This window comes from Devosia sp. Leaf420 (assembly GCF_001425445.1).
Taxonomy (GTDB): Bacteria; Pseudomonadota; Alphaproteobacteria; order Rhizobiales; family Devosiaceae; genus Devosia.
The window spans coordinates 440,368-465,954 of the sequence record NZ_LMQU01000011.1 but is presented as its reverse complement, the minus strand read 5'-3'; the positions used below and the strand labels follow the sequence as shown (position 1 = coordinate 465,954).

Below are 25,587 nucleotides of genomic sequence, written 5' to 3'. Positions count from 1 at the left end.
CTGGCCCTCGGGTCAAGCCCGAGGGAAGTGCAGTGGGTGGGAGGTCTTCGAGGACAAGGATAGGAGCGACGCGTTTCGCTGGCGGTTAGAAAACCCTCCGCGAAAAGCGTGATGAAAACTAGTTCGCCCGCACGATCCGATTGATGTGACCCATCTTTCGACCCGGCCGTGCTTCAGTTTTGCCGTAGAGGTGGGGTTGGGTATCGCCATCGATGCCGCCGGGGACAATATCGACCTCGTCGCCGATCAGGTTCTGCATGACCACATCGGCATAGCGCTGCGGATCGCCGAGCGGCCAGCCGGCAACGGCGCGGATGTGCTGTTCGAACTGGTCGGTGAGGCACACTGCTTCAGTCCAGTGGCCGGAATTATGGACGCGGGGTGCGATCTCGTTGACGACGAGGCTCGGGCGCTCGCCGCCGACGACGAAAAATTCGACGCCAAGCACCCCGACATAATCGAGCGCAACGACGATGACCTTGGCGAGCATGGCCGCATGTTTGGCAATGCCCGGCGCAATCTCGGCTGGAACCGTCGAGGTGAAGAGAATATGGTCGCGATGGACATTTTCGGCTGAATCGAACGCCCGCACGGTGCCATCCGCGCCGCGGGCTACGACGACGGAGATTTCCTTTTCGAAATCCACAAAACCTTCGAGCACCAGCGGATGCGGCTTTAAATCGGCAAAGGCCGATGCGGCGTCTTCCGGCGCCCGCAGCACGCGCTGCCCCTTGCCGTCATAGCCAAGTCGCGTCGTCTTCAGAACCGCGGGAAGGCCAATCGCCGAGATCGCGTTATTGAGCTCATCGAGCGAATGAACCGCGCGATAGGGCGCGACCGGAATATTCTTCGAGGCCAGAAAGCTCTTCTCGGCCAAACGATCCTGCGAGATCGCCAGGGCGTTGGCGCCTGGCCGAAGCGGCTTCAAACTTGCGAGAATTTCGGCCGTCGCTGCCGGCACATTCTCAAATTCATAGGTGATGACATCGACCTCTGCCGCGAAGGCCCGCAGCGCAGATGCATCATCATATGCCGCGACGGTCTTCAGTGGAGTCACGTCAAAGGCGGGGCTTTGCGGATCGGGGCAATAGATGTGGCTCTTGAGCCCAAGCTTTGCTGCCGCGAGGGCCAGCATCCGGCCCAACTGGCCACCGCCCAAAATGCCGATGGTGGCGCCGGGGCGCAGCGCCGCAAAAGTGTCTGCCAAGAGTTTTACTCGAGATCGGAGGGGAAATGCGGCACGGCCTTCGCCTGCCGTTCGCGATGCGCGTCGAGCCGGTCGGCCAATTCGTCATCATTGAGGGCCAGAACGGCCGCAGCCAAAAGGGCGGCATTGATCGCGCCCGGCTCGCCGATGGCGAGCGTGCCGACGGGAATGCCGCCGGGCATCTGCACGATGGAATAAAGGCTATCGAGCCCGCTGAGTGCTTTGGAGCGCACCGGCACGCCGAAGACGGGCAGCGGTGTCATCGCGGCGATCATGCCCGGCAGATGCGCGGCGCCGCCAGCCCCAGCGATGATGATCTTGATGCCTTCGGCGCGGGCATTGGTGGCAAAATCCACCAAGCGCTCGGGCGTCCGATGCGCCGAGACGATCCGAGCCTCATATTCGATTTCAAGGGATTCGAGTGTTTCGGCGGCAAGACGCATGGTCGGCCAGTCCGATTGACTGCCCATGACGATGGCCACAGGTGGCTTGAGCATGGCGGTGTCTCCCCTGCCGCTCCGCAAAAACCGCATCTAGCTCAAAATCGGGGACCGCTCAAGCCGGGGAGGGGCGCTCAGCGACTTTTCAGGCGATGATATCGGGCAGTAAAATGTTTTCGAGCTGGGTAATGCGGTCTTTCAGCGCCAATTTGCGCTTCTTGAGCCGCTGCACGAGCATTTTGTCGGAAAATTGCGACTGCGTCAGCGTGTGGATCGCCGCGTCAAGATCCGCATGCTCCTGCCGCTTTGTCGCCAGTTCCAGCCCGAGTTGGGCCTCTTGTTCCTTGCTGAGCTGCAGCATGACCGGAAAACCCTGCTCCCACTCACCTTTGGTTAACGCATCACACTTTGTTTTGCATCTGATTTCGATGAGCTGCCCATCTGTGCTCGACAAACCATGAAAGATTTGTGACCATGGTCCTCGTCCACGATGTCTAAGGAGTTGTCTATGACTACTGAAGGCCACATCGCAGCGCTGGAGCGGCGCCACCAGGAACTGGACCGGCAGATTCAGGCAGAGATGCAGAATCGCCAATATAACGACCTGATGGTTTCCACGCTGAAGCGAAAAAAGCTCGAAGTAAAAGACGAATTGTCGCGTTATTCCGAAGCGCAGCACTAATCGGTCGGACGACCATCTATCACTGAATTCTGAGGGTCACGGATTTTCCGCGGCCCTTTTTATTTGGGCATGGCAACGCCTTCGCGATGGTTGGCGCCAGCAAAAGCGAAGCCGAAATATTTAGGATTAACACCCTCTTAAGGCCGTTTCTTCATTGTCTTCCCAAAACGGCACACACGATTCGTGCCTTTTGCCCGCAATCAGCTTTGGGATAGGCATGACGCGCGTTCTTGTGGTCGATGACGATCCGGTCCAACTCCGGCTTACTGCCGAAATTGCCAATCGAGCCGGCTTCAAGCCATTGACGGCGACGGGGGGCGAGCAAGCCCTCGCTATTCTGCGCGACGATCGCAAGATCGGCGCGATGATCCTCGATCTGGTCATGCCCGATCTCGACGGCATGGGGGTCATGTCGGTGATGCGGGCCGAGGGACTCACCACGCCGGTGATCATCCAGACGGCCAATGCCTCGCTCGAAACTGTCATCTCGGCCATGCGCCAGGGCGCCGCCGACTATTTCGTCAAACCCGTTTCGCCCGAGCGCCTTATCATCTCGCTGCGCAATGCGATGAAGCTCGATACGCTCGAAGCGGCTATCCGCTCCGACACGGCCAAGCGCAGTGGCACGCTGACCCAATCGGACATGATCGCGACGGCGCCGGCCATGGCCCGCGTGCTGACGCTTTCGGGCAAGGCGGCGAAAAGCCCGATCCCGGTGCTCATCGAGGGCGAAACCGGCGTCGGCAAGGAAATGGTCGCGCGCATCATTCAGGGCATGTCCGATCGGGCGGGAAAACCGTTCGTCACCGTCAATTGCGGCGCCATCCCGCCCAATCTCGTTGAATCCATGCTCTTCGGGCACAAGAAGGGGGCCTTTACCGGCGCCATTGCCGACCAGACGGGCAAATTTGCCGAAGCCCATGGCGGGACGCTGTTCCTCGATGAAGTGGGCGAATTGCCGCTCGAAACGCAGGTCAAACTGCTCCGCGCCTTGCAGGAGGGCGAGATCGAACCGGTCGGCGCGGCGCGGTCAGAGCGTGTCAATGTGCGGGTGATATCGGCCACCAATCGGCGTCTCCTCAACCTCGCCAAATCGGGCGAATTCCGCGAGGACCTGTTTTACCGGCTCAATGTTTTCCCGATCTATGTGCCGCCGTTGCGCGAGCGTATGGAAGACCTGCAAAATCTTACGACGCATTTCGTCGCTCGCCTTTCGGCGGAAGCCGGCAAGCGCGTCGTCGGCGTGACGCCCAAGGCGCTTGATTTGCTCGCGTCCTACGATTGGCCGGGCAATGTCCGCCAGCTCGAAAACGCCATTTATCGCGCGATCGTGCTCGCTGACTCAGCTTTCCTTGAGCCCGAGGATTTTCCGCAGATTCTCGCGCAAGCTGCCGGCCGCGATGAGGCGTATCGCGCGACCGAGCGCGCCCCGGTCTTGGCGGCGCCCATTCATATCGATACCGCTCCGGCTCGGCCGCGGCCTGAGCCAGAAATCGAGCCGATGCAGGATCGCTTCCTCAGTTCAGCGGGGGATCTGCGCGCGCTTGGCGATATCGAGCGCGAGGCTATCGCCTTTGCCATCGACTATCACGGCGGCCGCATGTCGCGGGTCGCAAGGGCGCTGGGGATCGGCCGCTCGACGCTTTACCGCAAGCTGCACGAATACGGCATGGCCGAGGGGCTGATCAGCGACGCGGCTTAGGCGGGAAAGCGCTGCAAGGCCGCGTTGCAAAACGCCGCCTTGCGCATAACGCCCCCGTTCTTTAGAGACCGCCCTAAATCGTAACGCATAGTCGTCCTCATGGTGAGGTGCGGAGCGCAGCGTAGCCTCGAACCACGAGGACGCGGCACGCGCTCCTTGAACCACACCCTCGTCCTTCGAGGCTTGCCTCCGGCAAGCACCTCAGGATGAGGACTACTGTATTTTCAAGGGCCCAAAAACATGATCCGCCTCGAAAGCATCGGCAAGCAGAACGGCAAGCAGATCGTCTTCATCGAGGCGTCGGCAACGCTGCTCAAGGGCGAGAAGATCGGTCTCGTCGGGCCCAATGGCGCGGGCAAGACGACGCTTTTCCGCATGATCACCGGCGAAGAGCAGCCCGATGAGGGCCAGGTTTCGGTCGAGCGCGGCACGACCATCGGCTATTTCAGCCAGGATGTCGGCGAAATGAGCGGCGTCAGCGCTGTTGCGGCCGTCATGGATGGCGCCGGCCCGGTCAGTGAAATCGTCAGGGAAATGCGCGCCCTCGAAGCCGATATGGGCGATCCCGATAAGGCTGACGAGATGGACGCCATCATCGAGCGCTATGGGGAAATCCAGCATCAGTTCGAAGAACTTGATGGTTATTCGCTCGATGGGCGCGCGCGCGAAGTGTTGGATGGCCTCGGCTTTTCGCAGGAAATGATGGATGGCGATGTCGGCGCGCTTTCGGGCGGCTGGAAGATGCGCGTGGCGCTTGCCAAAATCCTTCTCATGCGTCCCGATGCGCTGCTGCTCGACGAACCCTCGAACCACCTCGATCTCGAAAGCCTGATCTGGCTCGAAGAGTTTCTGCAGAATTACCAAGGCGCCCTCTTCATGACCTCGCACGACCGCGAATTCATGAACCGGATCTGCACCAAGATCGTCGAGATCGATGCGGGCGCGCTGACGACTTATTCGGGCAATTACGAATTTTATCAGCAGCAGCGGGCGCTGGCCGAGAAGAACCAGCAGGCCCAGTTCGAGCGGCAGCAGGCCATGCTGGCCAAGGAGCTCGATTTCATCGCGCGCTTCAAGGCGCGCGCCAGCCATGCGGCGCAGGTGCAGAGCCGGGTGAAAAAGCTCGACAAGATCGACCGTGTCGAGCCGCCCAAGCGGCGCCAGACCGTCGATTTCGAATTTCGCCCAGCGCCCCGCTCGGGTGAAGACGTGGCGCTTCTGAAGGGCGTGTCGAAAAGCTATGGCTCGCGCTCGATTTATGACGGGCTCGATTTCCACGTTCGTCGGCGCGAACGCTGGGCGATCATGGGGATCAACGGCGCGGGGAAGTCGACGCTGCTGAAACTCGTTACCGGCACCACCGATCCCGATGACGGTTCGGTCTCGCGCGGTCCGTCGGTGAAGATGGCCTATTTTGCCCAGCACGCCATGGATGTGCTCGATGGCGACCTGACCGTCTTCGGCCAGCTCGAATATTCGTTCCCACAGGCAGGCCAGGCTCCGCTGCGTGCGCTGGCCGGCGCCTTCGGCTTTTCAGGCGACGATATCGAAAAGAAGTGCCGCGTGCTCTCGGGCGGCGAAAAGGCGCGTCTCGTCATGGCGATGATGCTGTTCGATCCGCCGAATTTTCTGGTGCTCGACGAGCCGACCAACCACCTCGATATCGCGACCAAGGAAATGCTGATAACGGCGCTGAGTAATTACGAAGGCACCATGCTCTTCGTCAGCCACGATCGCCATTTCCTCGCCGCGCTCTCCAATCGTGTGCTCGAGCTGACGCCCGAAGGCGTGCACGTCTATGGCGGTGGCTATACCGAATATGTCGCGTCGACCGGCCGCGAGGCACCCGGGCTTCATAGCTGAGGCGCGAGATTAGCGCTGGACTGCCGACCGCGCGCGCCTCAAGTCGGCGCTGGCAAGGGCGATGGCCAACAGCGCCAAAGCCGGCATGAGGATGACGAGCGCGCTGCGGGCTTCGGGGAAGAGCAGCGTGCCGGCAAGGGAGGCGAGGAAACCGCCGCCCATCTGAAAGAAGCCGGTCAATGCTCCCGCTGAACCGGCAATTTCGCCAAAGCCTGACATGGCGGCGGCGGTGGCGCTGGGGCTGATGCAGGCAAGCGACAGCATCCAGAAGCCCACGGGGATCATGACAGCCAGAACTTCATTGGGCCAAATGCGCGGGGCAATGGCATAACCAAGACCGGATAGCCCGATGAGCACGAGGCCGATGCCTACCAGTTGCCAGCCATCGACGCGCTTGGCGAGGCGCGCGGCAATGAGATTGCCGGTGATGAACGAGCCGGTCTGGATCAGCATGGCCATGGCGAACTGGAAGGGCGTGAGGCCGATCTGATCGATGAGGACAAAAGGCAGCAGCGCGGCGGAGGCATAAAAGCCACCGAACGCTGCGGCCAGCGTGCCGGCGGGCAGCAGAAAGGCCGGGGCGCGGAGGAGACGCCAATAATTGCCAAGGATCGTGCGCGGATTGAGCGGGACGCGCCGGTCGGCGGGGAGAGTTTCGCGGGCTGAAAAGCCCAGAAGTGCGATAATGGCGAGGCCGAAGCCGCCCATGACGACGAACATTAAGTGCCATGAGCCGATCGCAAGAAGCGCCGTGCCGAGTGTTGGGGCGATGGCCGGGGCAACGGTGAGAACGAGGTTGATCAGGGTGAGGATGCCAATCGCTTCGCGGCCGACGAAGAGATCGCGGACCATGGCGCGCGACAGCGCCACGCCTGCTGAGACGCCGAACCCCTGGAGGATGCGGCCAATGAGCAGCATTTCAAGGTTTTGCGCCGAGGTGCAGACCAGTGCGCCCAGCACGTAGATAGCAAAGAAGGCAATGCCGACCATGCGCCGGCCATAACGGTCGGACAGCGGGCCGCAGATCAATTGGGCCAGGGCAAAGGCGGCGAAATAGACGGTCAGCGTCAGCTTGCCGCCAGCGTCGGTCGTGCCGAGATCGATGACCATGCCGGGCAAAGCAGGCGCATAGAGCGTCAGGCTCAGAGGGCCAGTCGCGACCATGAGGCCGCCGATGATGGCGGTGCGGCGGCCGGACATGGCGCCCGATGCGGATGAGACGGTCAGCGGACGGCTCCGGCGCGGGTGAAAAAAGCCTTGGCCTTAGCCCAGATGCCAGCATCCCACAGATCGGAATGGTCGGCGCCCGGGACGATCCAAAGTTCGTCCTTCTTGGGTACGAGATCATAGAGCCGTTCGCCATTCGATACGTCGATGGTGCGATCAGCCGTGCCGTGGCCGATGAAAACCGGCTCGGTGACATTGGCGATCCACTGATCGGAATGGAACTGATCGAGCATGACGAGGCTGACCGGCAGGAAGGGATAGCGCTCGGCGGCGACGCCGACAGCGGAGAGGAAGGGCGTTTCGAGAAGCAGAGCGAGCGCATCCCTCTGGCTCGCGACATAGGTCGCCGGGCCCGTGCCGAGCGAGCGGCCCCAGATGACGAGGGGAAAGCCTTGCTTCTGCGCCCAATCGAAAGCGGCGATGGAATCATCGAGGATGCCGGCTTCACTGATCGAACCGGGCGAGGCGGGGAAACCGCGGTAGTCAAAAGCGAGGAAGCCGTAGCCTTCGGCGGCAAAGGTCTGGTAGCGCTCGTGCTCAGCCGAGAAGCTTTCAGAATTGCCTTTGTAGTAGATGATCAGCGGCTTGCCGGGCGATGGCGCCTTGTACCAGCCATCGACGACGGAGCCATCCACCGGAATGGCGACGTCTTGGGCGCCGGGAATGCCGGCTTCGGCGAGGGTGGTTACCTCGCCGAACGGATTGTACTGCAGGGCGCGCTGATTGACATACATGTAACCGACGATGCCGAGATAGGCGATGACGACGAGCCCCACCAGGGCCAGAAGAGCAAGACGTAGGCGCTTCACCGATGCGATCCTCAAATCATTCGGGTCAGCTATAGCGTCTCGCCGATCTCAAATCTCGGAAATTGTTTTCTCAAGGGCTTGGGCGAAGACCTCGTCCGGCTGCGCACCCGAAAGGGCGTATTTTTCGCCGAAGACGAAGAACGGCACGCCGCGAATACCCTGCTGGGAGGCGGAGGTGGCGAGCTGTTCGGTGGTTGCCAGCTCATTGGCGTCGTTCATCGCGTCGAGCGCATCGCCGCGATCCCAGCCGAATTCGGCGGCGATATCGGCGAGGATATTGTCGTCGTTGATCTGGCGGTGATCGAGGAAATAGGCCTCGGCAATGGCATTGGCCAATTCGTGCTGGTTGCCATTGGGTTTGGAGAGCCGCGTGATGGTGTGCGCCTTGGCCGTGTTGAACATGCGCGGCTGCTTGGAGAGATCGAGCGTGATGCCGGCCTTGGCGGCTTCGCTTTCGACCCGCTCCCACATTTCCTTGGGATCGCGACCGTATTTTTGCTTGAGCATCTCGCCGACATCGACGCCTTCGGGCGGAACCGTCGGGTCGAGATAGAAGGGGTGATTTTCGACGACCACATCGACATCGTCGGGGACATTGGCGAGGGCGGCATCGAGACGGGCCGAGCCGACGAGGCACCAGGGGCAAACGACATCGGTGAAGACGTCAATCTTGAGCGTGCGAGCCATGGTTCGCTCCAAAATGAAAGGTGCCCCCATGTGGGCTGCTTAACGCAGACCCGCAAGAAGGCACCTTTGGGTAACTTGTCTGGCCGGCCGTTAGATGGCAGCAGGCGCTGGATTCTGTGCGGTCACCAGGGCAAAAGGCGGAGCCCAGGCGGCGGAGATGGCAAGGCCAAGCACTGCGCCAAAGCCAATCCAGCCAAGCATGGGGATCATCAGCCAGCCACCAAGGCGCGAGACGCGCGCCACGCGGATGGACGTTGCGAGGCCAAGCATCGTGACGCCCGTCATGACGAGGGCAAGCTGCAGCGAATCAAGCGGAGCGGCAAAGAAGGGAAAAGCGATCATGCCAATGATGAGGGCAACGCCCCATGGCAGAGCCTTGCGACCCCGCAACCCTTGGCCATACGCAATGCCGATGCCGAGACCGGCCATGGCAAGTGCTACGAGGTGAATGCCGGCGCCAACCCAGCCCGGAAGGCCGGCAGGCGAGAAAAACAGCGGCATGACGCCGAGGCTTTCGGCCATGAAATTGGCCGCGCCAAAACCGGCTAGGGGGAGAAGGGCCGACAGAACGGGACGTGCGACATTGCCGATTTCCGCCTTGTGAGCGGTCGGAGCGAGCGTCGTATTTTGAGCCGTCAAGGTCGCCATTTTAGGCTCCCGAATTGTTCGATTTCGCGGAGTCAATGGCGAATTGCACGAAGAAGTTCCCTAAACGTCAACACGCTCCCGTGTAGACCCGGCTTGCCGCAGGGACAGGCCAGAGCTATGTGCGGGACGCATGAAGAGGGATTGGCGATGAGTGACGACGACGTAAACCAGCGCCTGGATCGGCTCGAAAGCCGCATCGCGTTTCAGGACCAGACGATCGAGGATCTCAACGCCGTCATCACCGAGCAGTGGACGGCGATGGAGCAGTTGCGGCGCCGGCTTGATGCCATGGAAGAGCAGGTGCGCAGCGGGAGCTATATTGCGGATCCGGCGAACGAGAAGCCGCCTCCGCATTATTGACCCATCGGCAGTTCGCTCATCCTGGCCTGCGAATGGCAATTTCCTGCGCTTCCGGTGCTCACGTACCGATGTACGCTCCGCTCCGGTTCTCGGAAATCACCATTCTCGTCTCAGCCTGAGCGAACTTCCGACGGGTCAGCCCACTACTGAGAGAGCGCCTCCGCCAGGTAGGGCAGGCTGATGTCCATGCGGTAATCGACGCTGGAGTGGTTGTCGGGGAATTCTTCGTAGCGGTGGGCAAGTCCCTTTTGCTCGAGGGTTTTGTGGATGCGGCGGGAGCCGTAGAGGATGTTGTATTGATCCTCGGTGCCGCAATCGAGATAGAAAGCCTTCAGTTTGCCGATGGCGTCGGCATGGGTTTCGACCATGCGGGCCGGGTCCCATTTGAGCCAATTGGCCCAGCGCTCGTCGATCAATTCGCAGGTATCCATGGTGACGGGCAGGCGGAGGCCGAGGAAGGTGTCGGGGTTGTCGTCGGGGTCGAAGCTCGCGGCCTGGGCGAGGATCATCAGGACCAGGGTGTCCTTGCCATCGATCTTGGGCTTCGCCTCGAAGGCGCGGAGCCAGTTTTCGATATCGTTGCCGAATTTGGCGAGCGTTCGCAGGGTGCCGGGGAATTCGGGGATATAGAGATTTTCAAAGCCGGCATCGCCCGAATGGCTGGCTGCCGCAGCCCAGAAATCGGAATGCAGCATGGCGTGGACGAGCGAGCCGAAGCCGCCTGAGGATTTGCCGAAAACGCCGCGCCTGCCGGCGCCGCCGCAGTTGAGTTTTTCTTCGACCGTCGGGACCATCTCACGGATGAGAAAATCTTCGTAATTTCCGAGGACGGGGCTGTTCACATATTGATTGCCGCCGAGGCGCGAGAAGCAATCGGGGAAGGCGACGACGACGGGCGGCATCTTGCCGTCGCCGATCAGGCGATCGAGGCGCTCGGGGACGTTTTCGCCAAAGTTTTTCCAGGCGGTGTGGGCCGGGCCGCCGGCGGTGAAGCCGACGAGGTCTACAAGCAACGGCAGGCCGGTGCCGGTGTGACCGGCCGGGACATAGACATCGACCAAGCGCGCAGTGGGGTCGCCAAGGCGATTGCCAGCGATGGCTTTGCTCTCCACGGTCAGGCGATGAATGGTGCCGGCGGGGTGGCTGGTGCGGCGCATGGTCTTGGCTCCCTTTGCTCGTTGGGCACGAGGTTTGGCCCACCAACATGTCCTTGGCAAGACGATGTGAACCGGGGGGCGGCAAGAGTCGTTGGAGGAATTATGGGCTTTCTCATAGACCGCAATCTCTACGTTCCTGCCATTGACGCCTGGATCGATCCGGCGGAGCCGAAGCCGCGTGCCATCATTACCCATGGCCATGCCGACCATGCGCGGTCGGGCCATGGCAGCGTTTTGGCGATACCCGACACGATCGAAATCATGAAGGTGCGCTATGGCGTCGATTGCGCTGGGCGGTTCGAGGCGCTCGACTATCGCATGCCGCTTGAGATCGACGGCATGACCGTGAGCTTTCATCCCGCCGGACATATTCTGGGGTCGGCGCAGGTGCTGATGGAGCAGGGCGGGCAGCGGGCCGTGGTGACGGGGGATTATAAGCGGCTCCGCGACCGTACGGCGCAGCCCTATGAGGCGGTGGATTGCGATCTCCTGGTGACCGAGGCGACCTTTGGTCTGCCGGTTTTTCAGCATCCCGATCCGAAATTCGAAATCGGCCGGTTGCTGAAATCGGTCGAGGCGCAGCCCGAGCGCTGTCATCTCGTTGGCAGCTATGCGCTTGGCAAGGCGCAGCGGGTGATTGCGCTGTTGCGCGATGCCGGCTGGGACAAGCCGATCTATCTGCATGGCGCCATGGTGCGGCTCTGCGAACTCTATCAGGCGCTTGGGGTCGAGCTTGGGGAATTGCTGCCGGCGACGGGGATGCCGAAGGCGGAGATGATGGGGCAGATCGTCATCGCGCCGCCCTCGGCCATTCGCGACCGGTGGAGCCGGCGGTTCCCCGATCCCGTCGTGTGCCAGGCTTCGGGCTGGATGAGCGTCAAGCAGCGCGCAAGACAGGCGCTGGTGGAATTGCCGCTGGTGATTTCCGACCATTGCGATTGGGGTGAACTCAATACGTCGATCCTCGAATGCGGCGCGGAAACGGTTTGGGTGACGCATGGGCGCGAGGATGCGCTGGTTTATTGGTGCCGGCAGCAGGGGCTCGATGCCGAGCCGCTGGCACTGCCGGGGCTCGATGACGATGGCGGGGAGGGCGGGGAATGAAGCAGTTTGCGGATTTGCTTGAACTTCTGGCGCTGACGCCCTCGCGCTTGCGGAAGATCGAAGCGCTAAAGCGCTATTTTACCGAAGTGCCGGACCCGGATCGGGGCATTGCGCTGGCGGTGCTGACGGGGGAAATGGACATCCGCAACGTCAAGCCGGCGCTGTTGCGCGAGACGGTGTTGCGTGAGGTCGACGAGACGCTCTTTGCGCTGTCCTATGACTATGTCGGGGATCTCGGCGAGACCATCGCGCTGATCTGGCCGCATAAGGGCGAGGGGGAATTGCCCAGCTTGAGCGAGACGGTGGATCTCCTCAACCGCACGAGCAAGGCGGACTTGCCCAAGGTGATGGGCGGGCTGTTGAGCCAGGCGGCGATCCATGAGCGCTGGGCGCTGGTGAAGCTCGCGACCGGGGCATTGCGCATCGGGGTTTCGGCGCGGTTGGCGAAGACTGCGCTGGCGGAGATGAGCGGCGTACCGCTCCAGGATATCGAGGAAGTCTGGCATGGGTTGAAGCCGCCCTATCAGAACCTTTTTGCCTGGCTCGAGGGGAAGGCCGCGCGGCCCGACATCGACCATGCGGCGCGGTTTCATCCGCTGATGCTGTCCAATCCGATCGAGGACCGGGATTTCGAAAAACTCGAGCCCAAGGATTTTTCGGCCGAATGGAAATGGGACGGCATCCGCGTGCAGCTCGTCATGGGGCCAAACGGGGTCTCGATGTTTTCGCGCACAGGCGACGATATCGGCGGCTCGTTTCCCGATGTGGTCGAGAATGCCAAGGGCGAAGCGGTGCTCGATGGCGAACTCTTGGTCGGGCAGGACTTTGACGCGAAGAGCTTTAATGATCTGCAGCAGCGGCTCAATCGCAAGGTGGCTTCGGGCAAACAGATGCAGGAGCTGCCAGCGTTCGTGCGGGTCTATGACATCCTGTTCGATGGGCGCGAGGATGTGCGGGCGCTCGGCTGGGAAGAGCGGCGGGCGCGGCTTGAAAAATGGTTCGCGGCCAATCCGCAGACGCGGCTCGATATCTCGGAAATTCTGCCCTTTGCCGATTGGGAAGACCTGGGGCGATTGCGGCGGATGGGCGCCGATGAACATGGCCACGAGGGCGTCATGCTCAAGCTCAGGACCGCGCCCTATGTGCCGGGGCGGCCCAAGGGGTTTTGGTTCAAATGGAAGCGCGATCCCAATGTCGTCGATGCGGTGCTGATGTATGCCCAGCGCGGGCACGGCAAGCGCAGCTCCTATTACTCTGACTATACGTTCGGGGTCTGGAAGGGCAACGAGATCGTGCCGATCGGCAAAGCCTATTTTGGCTTCACCGATGAGGAGTTGAAGCAGCTCGACAAGTGGATCCGGGCGCACACGACCGCCAGTTTCGGACCCGTGCGCGAGGTAAAGAAGGAACTCGTGTTTGAAGTGGCCTTCGATAGCGCGCAAAAGAGCGGGCGGCACAAATCGGGCGTCGCGCTCAGGTTTCCGCGCATCAGCCGCATCCGCTGGGACAAGCCGGCGCAGGAGGCGGCGCGGCTTGAGGATATGGATGCCTTCGTCGGTTGAGTACGGTCGATAAAATGCGACCCAATGTCTTGAGCGGGGTTTAGCGCCCGTCTGGCATGGCTTGGAGACGGAGTGTGCCATGGCCATCAGCGCCGCAAGCTATAACCAGCCGAGTGTCCCCGCGCGCTTTCAGCAGGCGCGGCAAAGTCTCGTCACGCTCAAAAGCACGATCGGCCAAAGCAAGACCACCGAAGAGGTCAAGCGCGAGACGCGCATCCGCTTTGCAACCCAGCCGGTCTATGCGAGCCGGCCGACTTATGGGATGCGCGATGTCTATACCGAGCGGGATGTAACCGAGGACCGGGCGGTCTACGAGACGCGGCCAACTTATGCGGATCGTCCCGTCTATGAGACCAAGCTCACGGGAAGCCGGGATCTGCGGGGCTTTGCGTCGGCGACTGCGGCTGGGCTCGATGAAAAGGCCGATTTTTCGGTGCAGGTCGGATCGGGAGCCGCCGCGCGTGTGCAGTTTACCGGGAGCACCGTGGCGGTGACCCAAAACGGCGCCACCCATAATTTTGCTTATACGGCGAGCGCGGGTTCATTCCAGTCCGCGATGGTCGCGGCGCTCAGTAGCGTGAGCGGGCTCACTGCAAGTCTTGATACTAGTGGCCATCTGTCCCTCAAGACCGATAACGCCGAGAGCCTGACGCTAGCAGAAGTCACCAACGAGCTGCTCGATCTTTCCGGCACGGCGCTCGACAAGCTTGGTTTGTCGGCGGGGACTGTGAACCGGCAGCAGACGGGGACGGTCCGCGAGCAGAATGGCACCGAGCAGGTGCAGACGGGAACTGAAACCGTCATTGTCGGCCGTGAAAGCGTCAAGACGGGCAGCGAGCGGTACGAGGTCGGTTCGGAGACGTATATTTCCGGATCAGAGCAGGTCGAGGACGGCACGGAAAGCGTCGTGACCGGCTATGAACGCGTGGTCAAGACCACCGATACCGCTGCGATCGAGCGGCGCACAAAGCAGATGTCGGCGCGACAGGCCATGGTGAGCCTGATCAAGGCGGCGCAAAACGATATCGGCAGTGCAGGCGCGGTCGGAACGCGGATCGCCGAGGGCTTGGCCGGGATCATTGGTGTTCTGGGCAGCAGCGACCCGCTCAGCGCGGACAAACTCGATACTGCCGTCAGCAATCTCGACAAGGCGCGGGCTGCCTATATGACCAGCGCCTATTCCGGTTCAGGCGGGCTTTTCGCCAAGAGCGTCTAGGCGACCGCTGCGCGAAGGCCCGTCGAGGGGAATTTGCGGCCGGCCTTGATCAACTTGCCATCGTGGCCGAGGGCGCGATCGAACAAGGCTACCAGCAGGGGATTGGGAGAAGCCTGGGGCACGGTGCGGAAAATCGCCTGGCCGGCTTTGTCGGCGGGGAGCGTGCGCGCCAAAATGCCGAGGGCAATGGCGGCGGCGCGGGTGCGGCCCTGAAGGCAGTGGATCATCAGGCGCGCGTCTTTGGGGAGCGTCGCGATGAAGCCTAGGATTTCTTCGATATGGGCCGGGGTCGGTGCGCCGGGGGCGCTGGGATCCACCACGTCTTCGAAGCGCGCATGGATTTGGCGCGTCTGGTCGAAATCGGGCAGGCCGAGATAGCGGTTTTCCGGGCCATAGACCGAAATGATGTGGGTCGGGGCCCATTCGGCACCATTGCGGCGCGCTTCGGTCTGGCTGCAGACCAGCATGGCAGAGGGCCAGCGACTGGGATGGCCGGTGCCATCGGTCAATGGCGTGAACAGCTCGGACATGGGTCTAACTCAAAACGACTCGATCGCGTGCAAGTTTGCGGATTTCGTGCAGCTCGGCAATCGTGGTTTGAAGGTCGGCGAGTTGTTGTTCAAGGAGTTCTAAACGCTCATCCACTTTTTCCGATAAAAGGCTGACTTGCTGGCCGCGGTCAGCGTCATAAAGCGCGAGATAATCGGAAATATCGCGGAGGGAAAAGCCAAGGCGCTTGCCACGGAGAATGAGGATCAGCCGGGCGCGATCGCGGCGGCGGAAGACGCGGGTGGCGCCGAGCCGCTCGGGCGAAATCAGGCCCTTGCTTTCATAAAAGCGAATGGCGCGGGTCGAAATGCCGAATTCCTTGGCGAGGTCGGCAATCGAATAAAGTTCGGTGCTTTCGGGATCGACAGGGCTCACGAGTGGGCGGCCTTCTCTTTCGCGTATTCGGCGCGCAATTCCTTTTTGCTGAGCTTGCCGATCAGCGTCTTGGGCAGCGCGTCCTTGAAGATGATTTCCTTGGGCATTTCGATCTTGTTGAGCTTTTCGGCAAGGAAGTGCTTGAGATCGGTTTCGCTCACGGCCTTGCCGGCGCGGAGCTTGACATAGGCGACGGGCGCCTCGCCGCGATAGGTATCGGGCACGCCAATGACATTGGTTTCCTCGACCGCGTCATGGGTCATCAGCGCTTCTTCGATGATGCGCGGATAGACGTTGAAGCCCGAGCAGATGATCAGGTCCTTGATGCGATCGACAAGGAAGACATAGCCGTCTTCGTCCATGTGACCGACATCGCCCGTGCGCAGCCAGCCGTCGTCAAAGGCTTCCTCTGTCGCTTGCGGATTTTCGAAATAACCCGGCATGACCTGCGCGCCCTTGACCTGCAGCTCGCCATTTTCGCCGATGCCGACTTCCTCCTTGGTATCGACATCGATGAAGCGAATATCGGTACCGGGGAGGGGGAGACCGATGGACATGGGTTTTGAAGCGACGCGAAGCGCGGCGCAGCAGACGACAGGCGAGGCTTCGGTCAGGCCATAGCCTTCGGCGAGAATGGCCTTGGATTTTTTGGCAAAAGCGTTGCGCACTTCGTCGGGCAGGGCGGCGCCGCCGGAAATCGCGACTTCGAGGCTTGCGAGATGCTCGGCCTTGGTCGTGTCCGCGCGGGCAACAGCATTGAGCAGCGTCGGCACGGCGGGGAGCACATTGGCCTTGGTGCGCGCCAGAAGATCGAGCAATGCCTTCAACTCAAAGCGCGGCAGCATGACGACCTGGGTGCCATTGCAGAGCGGCACATTCATGCAGACGGTCATCGCAAAGATATGGAAGAAGGGCAAAACGGCGACGACCTTGGAGGGCGGATAAAAGAGTCCGCAGCCCCATTTGTCGATCTGGCTCATATTGGCCGCGATATTGGCGTGGGTCAGCAGCGCGCCCTTGGGAATGCCGGTGGTGCCGCCGGTATATTGCTGGACCGCGATATCGGTCTTGGCGTCGATGTGGATGGCGCTCGGGGTGCGCTTGAGGGCAATCAGATCGTCGAAGGCTGTGATCTGGTTCGCAAGCGGGGATTTCCTGGGGTGCGCCATGTCCTTGCGCTTGAAGAGCGAGAAGAGGACCTTCTTTGCAAGCGGCAGGGCATCGGGGAAATGGCAGACGACGAGCGATTTGACGTGGCCAGCCTTGAGCAGCGCCTCGCCCTTTTCGTAAATCTGCTGGAGATCGAGCGTGACCATGAGGTCAGCGCCGGCATTGGCGGTGATGTGGCTGAGCTCGGCGACGGTATAAAGCGGATTGCAATTGACGACGATGCCGCCGGCCCGCAGCACGCCATAATAGGCGATGGGATAGAATGGCGTGTTGGGCAGCATGAGGGCGACGCGGGTGCCCTTCTGGACGCCGAATTCGGACTGCAGCGCGCCGGCAAAGGCGACAATCTTTTTGGAGAGCTCGCCGAATGTGGTGGTGCCGCCCAGAAAATCGAGCGCGACGGCTGACGGGTTGCGGGCGCAGGCGGCCAAGACCTGTTCATGGACAGGCGACGTATCGATCTCGGTCTGCCAATCGATGCCGTCGGGATAGTTGGCGATCCAGGGGCGCAGGCGGTCCGTGGCTGCCGTCATAAACTACTCCTCCTCAAGAGGCCGGCGGCGCCGTGGTCTTTTCGACCTGTGCCATTCCTCCCGCCGACACTGACAAGAATTATTTCACGCCTTTACGTTAGCGTCAAACAACTGCCCGTAAACTTTGGAGGAAATGGTGCCGCGCAAGGCGCCATTGCGGGAGGAGCAGATACCCAAGATCGTGTGAACGTATTGGGCGCCTGGTTGACGTTTACGTAAACGTTGCTAGTTTTAAGGCAACGATGATTGCAACGCGGTTTTCTTCGCGCGTGATCATAAAGCTGCCCCATGGGCGGCTACGGTTTGGACTTGCGGGCGACGCCCCAACCAATGGCGTCGCGCCGTCCGAGGAGGACAGTGCAGTGGGCCTATTGCTTTTCGTGATCGCGATCGTGGCATTCGCAACCTTGGCCATGCGGGAAAGTCCGCTTTGGCATTGGGGCGTCGCAACGCTGGCGCTGGGGCTGTTGTCCGGCGTCAATTTTGGTCCGGTCCATCCCGAATTTGGGCTCGGCTTTGGCAGTTGGCTGCTGATCGTCCTCGGGCTCGTGCTTCTGGCTTTGAGCGTCGCGCCCTTGCGCAAGGCGCTGGTGATCACGCCGGTCTTCGGGGCCGTCAAATCCATCCTGCCGCGCGTCAGCCGCACCGAGCAGGAAGCGCTCGATGCCGGCACCGTCGGCTGGGATGCGGAGCTGTTTTCGGGTCGGCCTAACTGGGACAAGCTGACCGAAATTCGGCCACTGACGCTGACAGCGGAAGAAGAGGCTTTTCTCGATGGGCCGACCAAGACGGCCTGCGAGATGATCGACGATTGGGACATTCGGCACAATCGTGCCGATCTCTCGCCCGAGCTTTGGCAGTTCCTGCGCGACAAGGGCTTTTTGGGCATGCTCATCGGCAAGGAGCATGGGGGGTTGGGCTTTTCGGCCCAGGCGCAGTCGATGATCGTGTCCAAGATCGCGAGCCGCTCGGTTGCGGCGGGGATTACCGTCATGGTGCCCAATTCGCTCGGACCCGGCGAATTGCTCGAAAAATATGGCACGCCAGCGCAGAAGGAAAAGTATCTCCATCGCCTGGCGACGGGCGTCGATATTCCATGTTTTGCGCTGACCGGCGTGCATTCGGGATCGGATGCCGGCGGCATGCGCGATATTGGTATTGTTACCAAGGGCATGTGGAATGGCGAGGAGACGCTGGGCGTCAACCTGACCTTCGACAAGCGCTATATTACGCTTGCGCCGATCGCGACGCTGGTCGGGCTCGCGTTCATCCTCAAGGATCCAAACAATCTCCTTGGTCGCGGCGAGGATATCGGTATTACGCTGGCGCTTATTCCCCATGACCATCCGGGCCTCGATATCGGCAGGCGCCATTTCCCGGCGCGGCAGGCGTTTATGAACGGGCCGGTGCGCGGCAAGGATATGTTCGTGCCTATCGAGTTTCTGATCGGTGGCACGGACTATGCCGGGCAGGGCTGGCGCATGTTGATGGAGTGTCTCTCCACAGGCCGGGCGATTTCGCTGCCGGCAATCGGGTCGACTTCGATCAAGGCGACGCTGCGCGCGACTTCGGCCTATGCGCGGGTGCGGCGGCAGTTCGGCATTCCGGTTGGGACCATGGAAGGCGTGGCGGAGCCGCTCGGCGAGATGGTCAAGCGCGCCTATAGTTTTGAAGCGGCGCGGCGATTGACGGCGTCGATGGTCGATGAGGGCCAGCGCCCGGCGGTGATCGCGGGGCTCCTTAAATATACGACGACAGAAGCCATGCGCGACAGCATGGATGATGCCTTCGATATCCAGGGTGGCCGCGCCATTCAGGACGGGCCTGGCAATTATCTGTTCGGCGCCTATCAAGCGCTGCCGGTGGCGATCACGGTCGAGGGCGCCAACATTTTGACGCGCACGCTGATGACTTTCGCGCAGGGCGTTTTGCGCGCGCATCCCTACCTTCTCAAGGAAGTGCAGGCGGCGCAGAGCAAGGATCGGCAGAAGGGAATCGATGCCTTTGACGCTGCCTTTGGCGGGCACACGGCCTTCATGCTGCGCAATATTGTTGCGAGCTTCCTCCATGGGCTGACCAATGGTTCATTCGCCTCCTCGCCCAATGATGGGCCGATGGCGGGGTGGTATCGCAAGCTGCACCGCTATTCGCAGGCCTTTGCGCTGACGGCGGATTGGACGACGGTGGTGCTGGGCGGGGCGCTCAAGGCCAAGCAGAAGATTTCGGGCCGCATGGCCGATATCCTGGGCGACCTCTACATCATGTCGGCAACGCTGAAGCGTTTCGAGGAAGAAGGGCGTCTGGCCGAAGATCGGGATGTGGTCGATGCGATCATGGAGGATCGAATTGCCTCGATGGAAAAGACCTTTGGCGAAGTGTTCGACAATTTCCCCAATCCGGTTTTCGCCACGGCCATGCGCTTCCTCTGCTTCCCGCTCGGGCGGCACGCGAAGCCTGCCGCGGATGACGTCAATTACAAGTTCGTCCGCGCGGTGCTCCGTCCCGGTGCGTTCCGCGATCGGCTGACCACGGGCGTCTATGTGAGCATGGACCCAAATGACGTGACGGGCGTTCTCGAAGATGCGCTCATCAAGGTTACGGAGGCCGAAGAAATCGAAGCCCGGTTCATCAAGGCGTCGCGCCGCGGCGTGTTTGATCGCCGTCTCGACCGCGACGCCATTGCCGATGCGGTGGCGGCAGGGGTGATCAACGACAATGAAGCCGGCATCATGCGGGCGGCCGACGAGGCCACCGAGCGCGCCGTGCAGGTGGATGATTTCGACAAGGATGTGCTCAAGCACACAGAACAGCGGACGGCGGCCGAATAGGCGTCAAGCGGCGGATTGAAGAGGAGCAAGCATGATCGCGCAGGCAACCGAGACCAAGCATTGGAGCTTCCATACCGATCTCGAAAAAATCGGCTGGCTGACCATCAGTTCGCCGACGGGCTCGGTGAATACGCTGAGCCGGGAAGCGATCATGGAGCTCGAAACCCTGGTCGCCCGCTTCGAGGACTTGGCCAATAGCCAGGAAATCATCGGGATCGTGCTGCTCTCGGGCAAGGATTCAGGATTTATCGCCGGGGCGGATGTCAGCGAATTCGACGCGATGAGCGACTTTTCAGTGTTGCCCGAAGCGCTCAAGCGCACGCATGCGCTGTTTTCGCGGATCGAGAATTTGAAGGTGCCGGTTGTCGCCGGTATCCATGGCTTCTGCCTTGGTGGCGGGCTCGAACTGGCGTTGGCATGTCACTATCGTATCGCCGTCAATGACGACAAAACCCGCATTGGCTTCCCCGAGGTCAATCTCGGCATCTTCCCGGGCTTTGGCGGTACCGGCCGCTCGATCCGCCAAGCTGGGCCCGTGGAAGCGATGCAGATCATGCTGACCGGCAAGATGCTGCGCGCTGGACAGGCGCGGGGGCTCAATCTCGTCGACAAGCTCGTGCGGCATCGCGACATGCTGCGCTGGGAAGGCCGCAAGGCTGTGCTGCAGCATCGCAAATCCCAGCCAGCGGGATTTTTGAAGCGCGCCATGGCTGGGCCGCTCCTCCGCGACTATGTCGCCAACAAGATGCGTGAAGAGGTGGGCAAGAAGGCCAACCGCGTCAATTATCCCGCGCCCTATGCGCTGATCGAACTGTTCGAGCAGCATGGCGGGGATTGGCAATCGATGATCCGCCACGAGGTCGATGCCTTCGTGCCGCTGATGGGTTCGCCGACGGCAGCCAATCTTCGACGGGTGTTTTTCCTCTCCGAAGGGCTCAAGAAGCAGGGGCTCAAGGGCGCGAAATTTTCGCGCGTCCATGTCATCGGTGCCGGCGTCATGGGCGGCGATATTGCAGCCTGGTGCGCCTATCGCGGCATGAGCGTCACGTTGCAGGATCTCGACATGGCGCGGATCCAGCCGGCGCTTGATCGGGCAAAGAAACTCTTCCAAAAGCGCTACAAGAAGAAGCGCGAGGTCGATGCGGCGATGCTGCGGCTGACCGCTGACCCTCAGGGCAATGGCGTGCCGCGGGCCGATGTGATTATCGAGGCGGTGGTCGAAAAGCTCGAGGTCAAGCAGTCGATTTTCAAGAGCGTCGAAGGCAAGCTCAAGCCTGGCGCGATCTTGGCGACCAATACGTCTTCCATCGAACTCGAACGCATTGCCGAGGCGCTGCAGGACCCGGCGCGGCTGATCGGGCTTCATTTCTTCAATCCGGTGGCGCAATTGCCGCTGGTTGAGGTGATCAAATCCAAATTCAATTCGGATGAGGCGATCGGCAAGGGCGCGAGCTTTGCGCTGGCGATCGGCAAGTCGCCGGTCGTAGTCAAGTCCGCGCCCGGCTTCCTCGTCAATCGCGTGCTCATGCCCTACATGCTGGGCGCCGTCGAGCGGGTGGAGCGCGGCGAAAGCAAGGAATTGCTCGATGCGGCCGCTGTCGCCTTCGGCATGCCGATGGGGCCGATCGAACTGATGGACACGGTGGGGCTCGATGTCGGCAAATCGGTTGCGACCGAGCTTGGGCATTCGGTGCCGGATGGCAGCACGTTTGCTCGGCTGATCGCCGAGGGAAAGCTCGGCCGCAAGACCGGCGAAGGTTTTTACAAATGGGAAAAGGGCAAGGCCATCAAGGGACCGGCGCCGCAGCGGGATGATCTCGTGGCGCTTGGCCGCGAACTCGTGAAGCCGCTTGTCGACATGACCGAAGTGGTGGTGAGCGAAGGCGTGGTGGCCAATGCCGATCTCGCCGATGTTGGCGTCATCATGGGAACGGGCTTTGCGCCATTCCTTGGCGGGCCGCTCAGGGCCCGTGCCGACGGTCGTGCGTAAAGGGGAGCAGGATAATGACTGAATTGAAGCGCGTTGCCATTGTCGGTTCGGCCCGCATTCCCTTTGCCCGCGGCGGCACGGCCTATGCTGACGAAACCAATCTTTCCATGCTCGCAACGACCATTGGCGGGATCGCGGATAAATATGGCCTAAAAGGCGAGAAAATCGACGAGGTCATCGCCGGGGCGGTGATCAACCATTCGCGCGATTTCAACATCGCCCGAGAGGCTCTGCTCGACGCCGGGCTTTCGCCGCGGACGCCGGGCACGACGATGCAGATAGCGTGCGGCACGAGCCTCCAGGCGGCGCTGGTCCTCGCCGGCAAGATCGCCTCGGGGCAGATCGACAGTGGCATTGCCGCGGGCTCCGATACTGTTTCGGACAGCCCCATCGTCTTCGGCTCGAAATTCCAGCATCGCCTGCTCGATGCCAATGCCGCCAAGACGACGGGCGACAAGCTCAAGGCATTCACCAAGGGATTTTCCTTTGGCGAGCTGACGCCTGTGGCGCCATCGGTCAATGAACCGCGCACCGGCATGTCCATGGGCCAGCACTGCGAATTGATGGCACGCGAATGGGGCATTTCCCGCCGCAGCCAGGACGAGTTGGCGGTGGCGAGCCATCGGAATGCGGCCAAGGCCTATGATGAGGGGTTTCATGATGACCTGCTCGTCCAATGTGCCGGACTGGTGCAGGACAACAATGTCCGCGCCGACAGCAATCTCGACAAGATGTCGACGCTGAAGCCCGCCTTCGACAAATCCTCAGGCCATGGCACGCTGACCGCCGGCAATTCGACGCCGCTGACGGATGGCGCCGCCGGCGTGTTGCTCGCGAGCGAAGACTGGGCCAAGGCACGCGGCCTGCCGATCCTTGCCTATCTTACGATGGGCCGCGTTGCCGGCAATGATTTTGCGCATGGCGAAGGCCTTCTGATGGCGCCGACCATCGCGGTTTCGGAAATGCTGGAGCGGGCCGGGCTCGGCTTTGCCGACATCGATTACTTCGAACTGCATGAGGCTTTTGCGGCGCAGGTGCTCTGCACCCTCAAGGCTTGGAAAGACCCCGCCTATTGCAAGGATGTGCTCGGGCGTGACGAAGCGCTCGGGGAAATCGATCCAGCCAAGATCAATGTGAAGGGCTCGAGCCTTGCCTATGGGCATCCCTTCGCAGCGACTGGCGCGCGCATCCTGGGACTGACGGCAAAGCTGTTGTCCACAGAGACGCGCAAGCGCGCACTGATTTCCGTGTGTACGGCGGGTGGTATGGGCGTCGCTGCGCTGGTAGAAAGTGCTCTATGAGCGATAATGTCATCAAATTCCGGCGGCCCGAGAAAAATCCCGAGCCGCCGCAGCCGAAAAAGCCGCGCGGCCCCATGCCCTCGTGGCTACCTTTTGCCGTGCTTTTGGCAATCGCGCTGGCGATTTATTTCGTCAGCAAGTCCGGCATGATAGGCCAATAAGTCTTTCTGCAAATGACCAGCGTGACACGCAGGATTTTCCGGCGTCGGATGCGGCTATTCCGCAGAATGGCCTTTTCGGGAACCAGTTTCCCTCAACGCGTTGTGAACCGGAAAGCCTTGCCAAGGCTTACAGGATGTTAACAAAACGTCGCACGTTTACGCTTAGGTCAATCTTTTGCTTGTCAGTGGACGGTTTCGCGAGATACCGTCCAGCAATCTTGAGCAAAGGCGAGGGCCTTTGTGAAAGGGTGGGGCCGTGTGGGCAAACACACGGAATACAATTCAAGAATTCCACAAGGAGATGGGACGACAATGACGTTCACGACAGCCTTCAAGGCGATCGCAACCGCCGGCGCCATGGCGCTGATGATGTCGACGGCGGCTTCAGCCGTTACTCTGCAGCTGCACAATGGCGGTGATCCGGGCACACTGGATCCGCACAAGGCTTCGGGTGACTGGGAAAACCGCGTCATCGGCGATTACATTGAAGGCCTGCTTACGGAAAACGCCAAGGCCGAGGCCATTCCTGGCCAGGCCGAAAGCTGGGACATTTCGGAAGACGGCACTGTCTATACCTTCCACCTTCGTGACGGCATTCAGTGGTCGGACGGCGAGCCGGTAACCGCGGGCGATTTCGTCTTCGCGTTCCAGCGCCTCTTCAACCCGGCAACTGCCGCGGACTATGCTTACCTCCAGTTCCCGATCAAGAACTCGGAAAAGATCAACTCGGGCGAAATCACCGATTTCAACGAGCTTGGTGTCAAGGCGATCGACGACAAGACCCTCGAAATCACGCTCGAAGCCCCGACCCCCTTCTTCCTCGATGCGCTGACGCACTACACCGCCTATCCGGTTCCGCAGCATCTGGTTGAAAAGTTCGGCGACCAGTGGACCAATGTATCCAACATCGTCGGCAATGGCCCATACCTGATCAAGGAATGGCTGCCAGGCTCCTATGTCCGTTCGGAAAAGAACCCGGACTATTATGATGCCGCCAACGTCAAGATCGACGAAGTATTCTACCATGTGCTCGAAGATCAGGCCGCAGCGCTCAACCGCTACCGCGCCGGTGAATTCGACATCCTGACCGACTTCCCCGCTGACCAGTATCAGTGGCTGCAGGACAATATGCCGGGCCAGGCGCATGTCGTGCCGTTCCTCGGTGTCTATTACTACGTGATGAACCAAGAAGAGGGCCAGGTCCTCTCCGACGTCCGCATCCGCGAAGCGCTGTCGACGACGGTCCTGCGTGAAGTGATCGGGCCCGATATCCTGGGCACGGGCGAGCTGCCGGCCTATGGCTGGGTGCCGCCGGGCACCAACAACTATGTCGCCGAAGCCGATGCTTACATGCCGGAATGGGCTTCGACGCCTTATGAAGAGCGTGTCGAGCATGCCAAGGAACTGATGACCGAAGCCGGTTACGGTCCGGACAAGCCGCTGACCCTGCAGCTGCGCTACAACACCAATGACAACCACCAGCGCATCGCCGTGGCGATTGCCGCCATGTGGGAGCCGATCGGTGTCAAGGTCGAGCTCTTCAACGCCGAAACCGCCGTGCACTATGATGCGCTGCGCGCTGGCGACTTCCAGGTCGGCCGTGCCGGCTGGCTGCTCGACTATTCGGATCCGTCCAATACCCTCGACCTCCTCAAGACCGGCACCAACCAGGCCGGCACGATGAACTGGGGTAACAACTATGGTCGCTTCTCGAACGAAGAGTTTGATGGCCTCCTGAGCCAGGCTTCGACCGAGCTCGATCTCGATGCCCGCGCCAAGCTCCTGGCCCAGGCCGAAAAGATCGCCATGGACGATTTCGCTGCGATCCCGATCTACTGGTACGTGTCCAAGGACGTCGTATCGCCCAAGATCTCGGGCTTCGAAGAAAACGCCAAGAACATCTTCCGCACCCGCTGGCTCTCGAAGTCGGAATAAGCGGAAAATACGAAACGTGGGGGCCCGGTGCCCCCACGGTTCTTTTGCCGTCTAGCGCCCTCCGGCCCCTCCGTTTCTGGC

23 protein-coding genes are annotated in these 25,587 nt (G+C 61.2%); 12 read left to right on the top strand and 11 right to left on the bottom strand.

Features of this window, described 5'->3' with window-relative positions; all coding sequences use genetic code 11:
- Positions 1 to 118: 118 nt before the first annotated feature.
- The 3 genes from ASG47_RS13135 to ASG47_RS13125 all read right to left on the bottom strand — a co-directional run bounded on the left by ASG47_RS13135 (position 119) and on the right by ASG47_RS13125 (position 2,008).
- Positions 119 to 1,207 (bottom strand): 5-(carboxyamino)imidazole ribonucleotide synthase, encoded by a 1,089-nt coding sequence (locus ASG47_RS13135; protein WP_061909681.1) that lies wholly within the window; start codon positions 1,205 to 1,207, stop codon positions 119 to 121.
- 5 nt (positions 1,208 to 1,212) lie between these two features.
- Positions 1,213 to 1,704, bottom strand: a complete 492-nt coding sequence (gene purE, locus ASG47_RS13130; RefSeq protein ID WP_061909679.1) for a 5-(carboxyamino)imidazole ribonucleotide mutase — start codon at positions 1,702 to 1,704, stop codon at positions 1,213 to 1,215.
- An 88-nt stretch (positions 1,705 to 1,792) separates the two neighbouring features.
- Positions 1,793 to 2,008 (bottom strand): YdcH family protein, encoded by a 216-nt coding sequence (locus ASG47_RS13125; protein WP_061909677.1) that lies wholly within the window; start codon positions 2,006 to 2,008, stop codon positions 1,793 to 1,795.
- 147 nt (positions 2,009 to 2,155) lie between these two features.
- Here ASG47_RS13125 and ASG47_RS20300 point away from each other — a divergent pair, with 147 nt between their 5' ends.
- The 3 genes from ASG47_RS20300 to ASG47_RS13115 all read left to right on the top strand — a co-directional run bounded on the left by ASG47_RS20300 (position 2,156) and on the right by ASG47_RS13115 (position 5,894).
- A complete protein-coding gene (locus ASG47_RS20300) occupies positions 2,156 to 2,329 on the top strand; it encodes a YdcH family protein (RefSeq protein WP_082511733.1) in 174 nt (57 codons plus the stop codon).
- 217 nt (positions 2,330 to 2,546) lie between these two features.
- Complete coding sequence (locus ASG47_RS13120; protein ID WP_061909819.1) at positions 2,547 to 4,031, top strand: sigma-54-dependent transcriptional regulator; 1,485 nt, start codon at positions 2,547 to 2,549, stop codon at positions 4,029 to 4,031.
- A gap of 240 nt (positions 4,032 to 4,271) precedes the next feature.
- The gene (locus ASG47_RS13115) at positions 4,272 to 5,894 is read left to right on the top strand and encodes an ABC-F family ATP-binding cassette domain-containing protein (RefSeq protein WP_061909675.1); all 1,623 of its coding nucleotides are present in this window, start codon (positions 4,272 to 4,274) and stop codon (positions 5,892 to 5,894) included.
- A gap of 9 nt (positions 5,895 to 5,903) precedes the next feature.
- On the opposite strand, the gene ASG47_RS13110 is transcribed toward ASG47_RS13115, so the two are convergent.
- From ASG47_RS13110 to ASG47_RS13095, 4 genes are all read right to left on the bottom strand, one after another.
- Positions 5,904 to 7,094: a multidrug effflux MFS transporter gene (locus ASG47_RS13110; RefSeq protein WP_061909672.1), complete on the bottom strand. Its 1,191-nt coding sequence runs from the start codon at positions 7,092 to 7,094 to the stop codon at positions 5,904 to 5,906.
- A 23-nt stretch (positions 7,095 to 7,117) separates the two neighbouring features.
- Positions 7,118 to 7,930, bottom strand: a complete 813-nt coding sequence (locus ASG47_RS13105) for an alpha/beta hydrolase (RefSeq protein ID WP_061909670.1) — start codon at positions 7,928 to 7,930, stop codon at positions 7,118 to 7,120.
- A gap of 48 nt (positions 7,931 to 7,978) precedes the next feature.
- The gene (locus ASG47_RS13100) at positions 7,979 to 8,617 is read right to left on the bottom strand and encodes a DsbA family oxidoreductase (RefSeq protein ID WP_061909668.1); all 639 of its coding nucleotides are present in this window, start codon (positions 8,615 to 8,617) and stop codon (positions 7,979 to 7,981) included.
- A 90-nt stretch (positions 8,618 to 8,707) separates the two neighbouring features.
- Entirely contained in the window at positions 8,708 to 9,265 is a 558-nt protein-coding gene (locus ASG47_RS13095) for a tryptophan-rich sensory protein (protein ID WP_061909666.1), read from the bottom strand.
- 147 nt (positions 9,266 to 9,412) lie between these two features.
- Between ASG47_RS13095 and ASG47_RS13090 the strand changes: the two genes are divergently transcribed.
- Positions 9,413 to 9,625 (top strand): SlyX family protein, encoded by a 213-nt coding sequence (locus tag ASG47_RS13090; RefSeq protein ID WP_061909664.1) that lies wholly within the window; start codon positions 9,413 to 9,415, stop codon positions 9,623 to 9,625.
- Positions 9,626 to 9,768: 143 nt separating this feature from the next.
- Here ASG47_RS13090 and ASG47_RS13085 read toward each other — a convergent pair whose 3' ends face one another.
- Positions 9,769 to 10,782 (bottom strand): alpha/beta hydrolase, encoded by a 1,014-nt coding sequence (locus ASG47_RS13085; protein ID WP_061909662.1) that lies wholly within the window; start codon positions 10,780 to 10,782, stop codon positions 9,769 to 9,771.
- Between the two features lie 102 nt (positions 10,783 to 10,884).
- Here ASG47_RS13085 and ASG47_RS13080 point away from each other — a divergent pair, with 102 nt between their 5' ends.
- From ASG47_RS13080 to ASG47_RS13070, 3 genes are all read left to right on the top strand, one after another.
- A complete protein-coding gene (locus ASG47_RS13080) occupies positions 10,885 to 11,886 on the top strand; it encodes a ligase-associated DNA damage response exonuclease (RefSeq protein WP_061909660.1) in 1,002 nt (333 codons plus the stop codon).
- Positions 11,883 to 13,448 (top strand): cisplatin damage response ATP-dependent DNA ligase, encoded by a 1,566-nt coding sequence (locus ASG47_RS13075; RefSeq protein WP_061909658.1) that lies wholly within the window; start codon positions 11,883 to 11,885, stop codon positions 13,446 to 13,448. The genes ASG47_RS13080 and ASG47_RS13075 overlap by 4 nt, the downstream gene beginning before the upstream one ends.
- Before the next feature lie 79 nt (positions 13,449 to 13,527).
- Positions 13,528 to 14,664, top strand: a complete 1,137-nt coding sequence (locus tag ASG47_RS13070; protein ID WP_061909656.1) for a hypothetical protein — start codon at positions 13,528 to 13,530, stop codon at positions 14,662 to 14,664.
- On the opposite strand, the gene ASG47_RS13065 is transcribed toward ASG47_RS13070, so the two are convergent.
- From ASG47_RS13065 to ASG47_RS13055, 3 genes are read right to left on the bottom strand one after another with little or no spacing between them, the layout of a single operon-like run.
- Positions 14,661 to 15,194, bottom strand: coding sequence for a hypothetical protein (locus ASG47_RS13065; RefSeq protein WP_061909654.1), 534 nt, complete (start codon positions 15,192 to 15,194; stop codon positions 14,661 to 14,663). The genes ASG47_RS13070 and ASG47_RS13065 overlap by 4 nt on opposite strands.
- Positions 15,195 to 15,198: 4 nt before the next feature.
- Positions 15,199 to 15,588 (bottom strand): MerR family transcriptional regulator, encoded by a 390-nt coding sequence (locus tag ASG47_RS13060; RefSeq protein WP_061909652.1) that lies wholly within the window; start codon positions 15,586 to 15,588, stop codon positions 15,199 to 15,201.
- Positions 15,585 to 17,291, bottom strand: coding sequence for a long-chain-fatty-acid--CoA ligase (locus ASG47_RS13055; protein ID WP_156464095.1), 1,707 nt, complete (start codon positions 17,289 to 17,291; stop codon positions 15,585 to 15,587). Before ASG47_RS13055 ends, ASG47_RS13060 begins: the two co-directional genes overlap by 4 nt.
- A gap of 269 nt (positions 17,292 to 17,560) precedes the next feature.
- On the opposite strand from ASG47_RS13055, the gene ASG47_RS13050 reads away from it, so the two are divergent.
- The 5 genes from ASG47_RS13050 (at position 17,561) to ASG47_RS13035 (ending at position 25,506) form a co-directional block, all read left to right on the top strand.
- Positions 17,561 to 20,119: an acyl-CoA dehydrogenase gene (locus ASG47_RS13050; RefSeq protein ID WP_244487093.1), complete on the top strand. Its 2,559-nt coding sequence runs from the start codon at positions 17,561 to 17,563 to the stop codon at positions 20,117 to 20,119.
- A 31-nt stretch (positions 20,120 to 20,150) separates the two neighbouring features.
- Positions 20,151 to 22,109 (top strand): 3-hydroxyacyl-CoA dehydrogenase NAD-binding domain-containing protein, encoded by a 1,959-nt coding sequence (locus ASG47_RS13045; RefSeq protein ID WP_061909650.1) that lies wholly within the window; start codon positions 20,151 to 20,153, stop codon positions 22,107 to 22,109.
- A gap of 14 nt (positions 22,110 to 22,123) precedes the next feature.
- Positions 22,124 to 23,410, top strand: a complete 1,287-nt coding sequence (locus ASG47_RS13040; protein ID WP_061909648.1) for an acetyl-CoA C-acetyltransferase — start codon at positions 22,124 to 22,126, stop codon at positions 23,408 to 23,410.
- On the top strand, positions 23,407 to 23,571 hold the full coding sequence (locus ASG47_RS20690; RefSeq protein ID WP_156464094.1) for a hypothetical protein: 165 nt from the start codon (positions 23,407 to 23,409) through the stop codon (positions 23,569 to 23,571). The genes ASG47_RS13040 and ASG47_RS20690 overlap by 4 nt, the downstream gene beginning before the upstream one ends.
- Before the next feature lie 312 nt (positions 23,572 to 23,883).
- Positions 23,884 to 25,506, top strand: coding sequence for a peptide ABC transporter substrate-binding protein (locus ASG47_RS13035; protein WP_061909646.1), 1,623 nt, complete (start codon positions 23,884 to 23,886; stop codon positions 25,504 to 25,506).
- Positions 25,507 to 25,587: the final 81 nt, after the last annotated feature.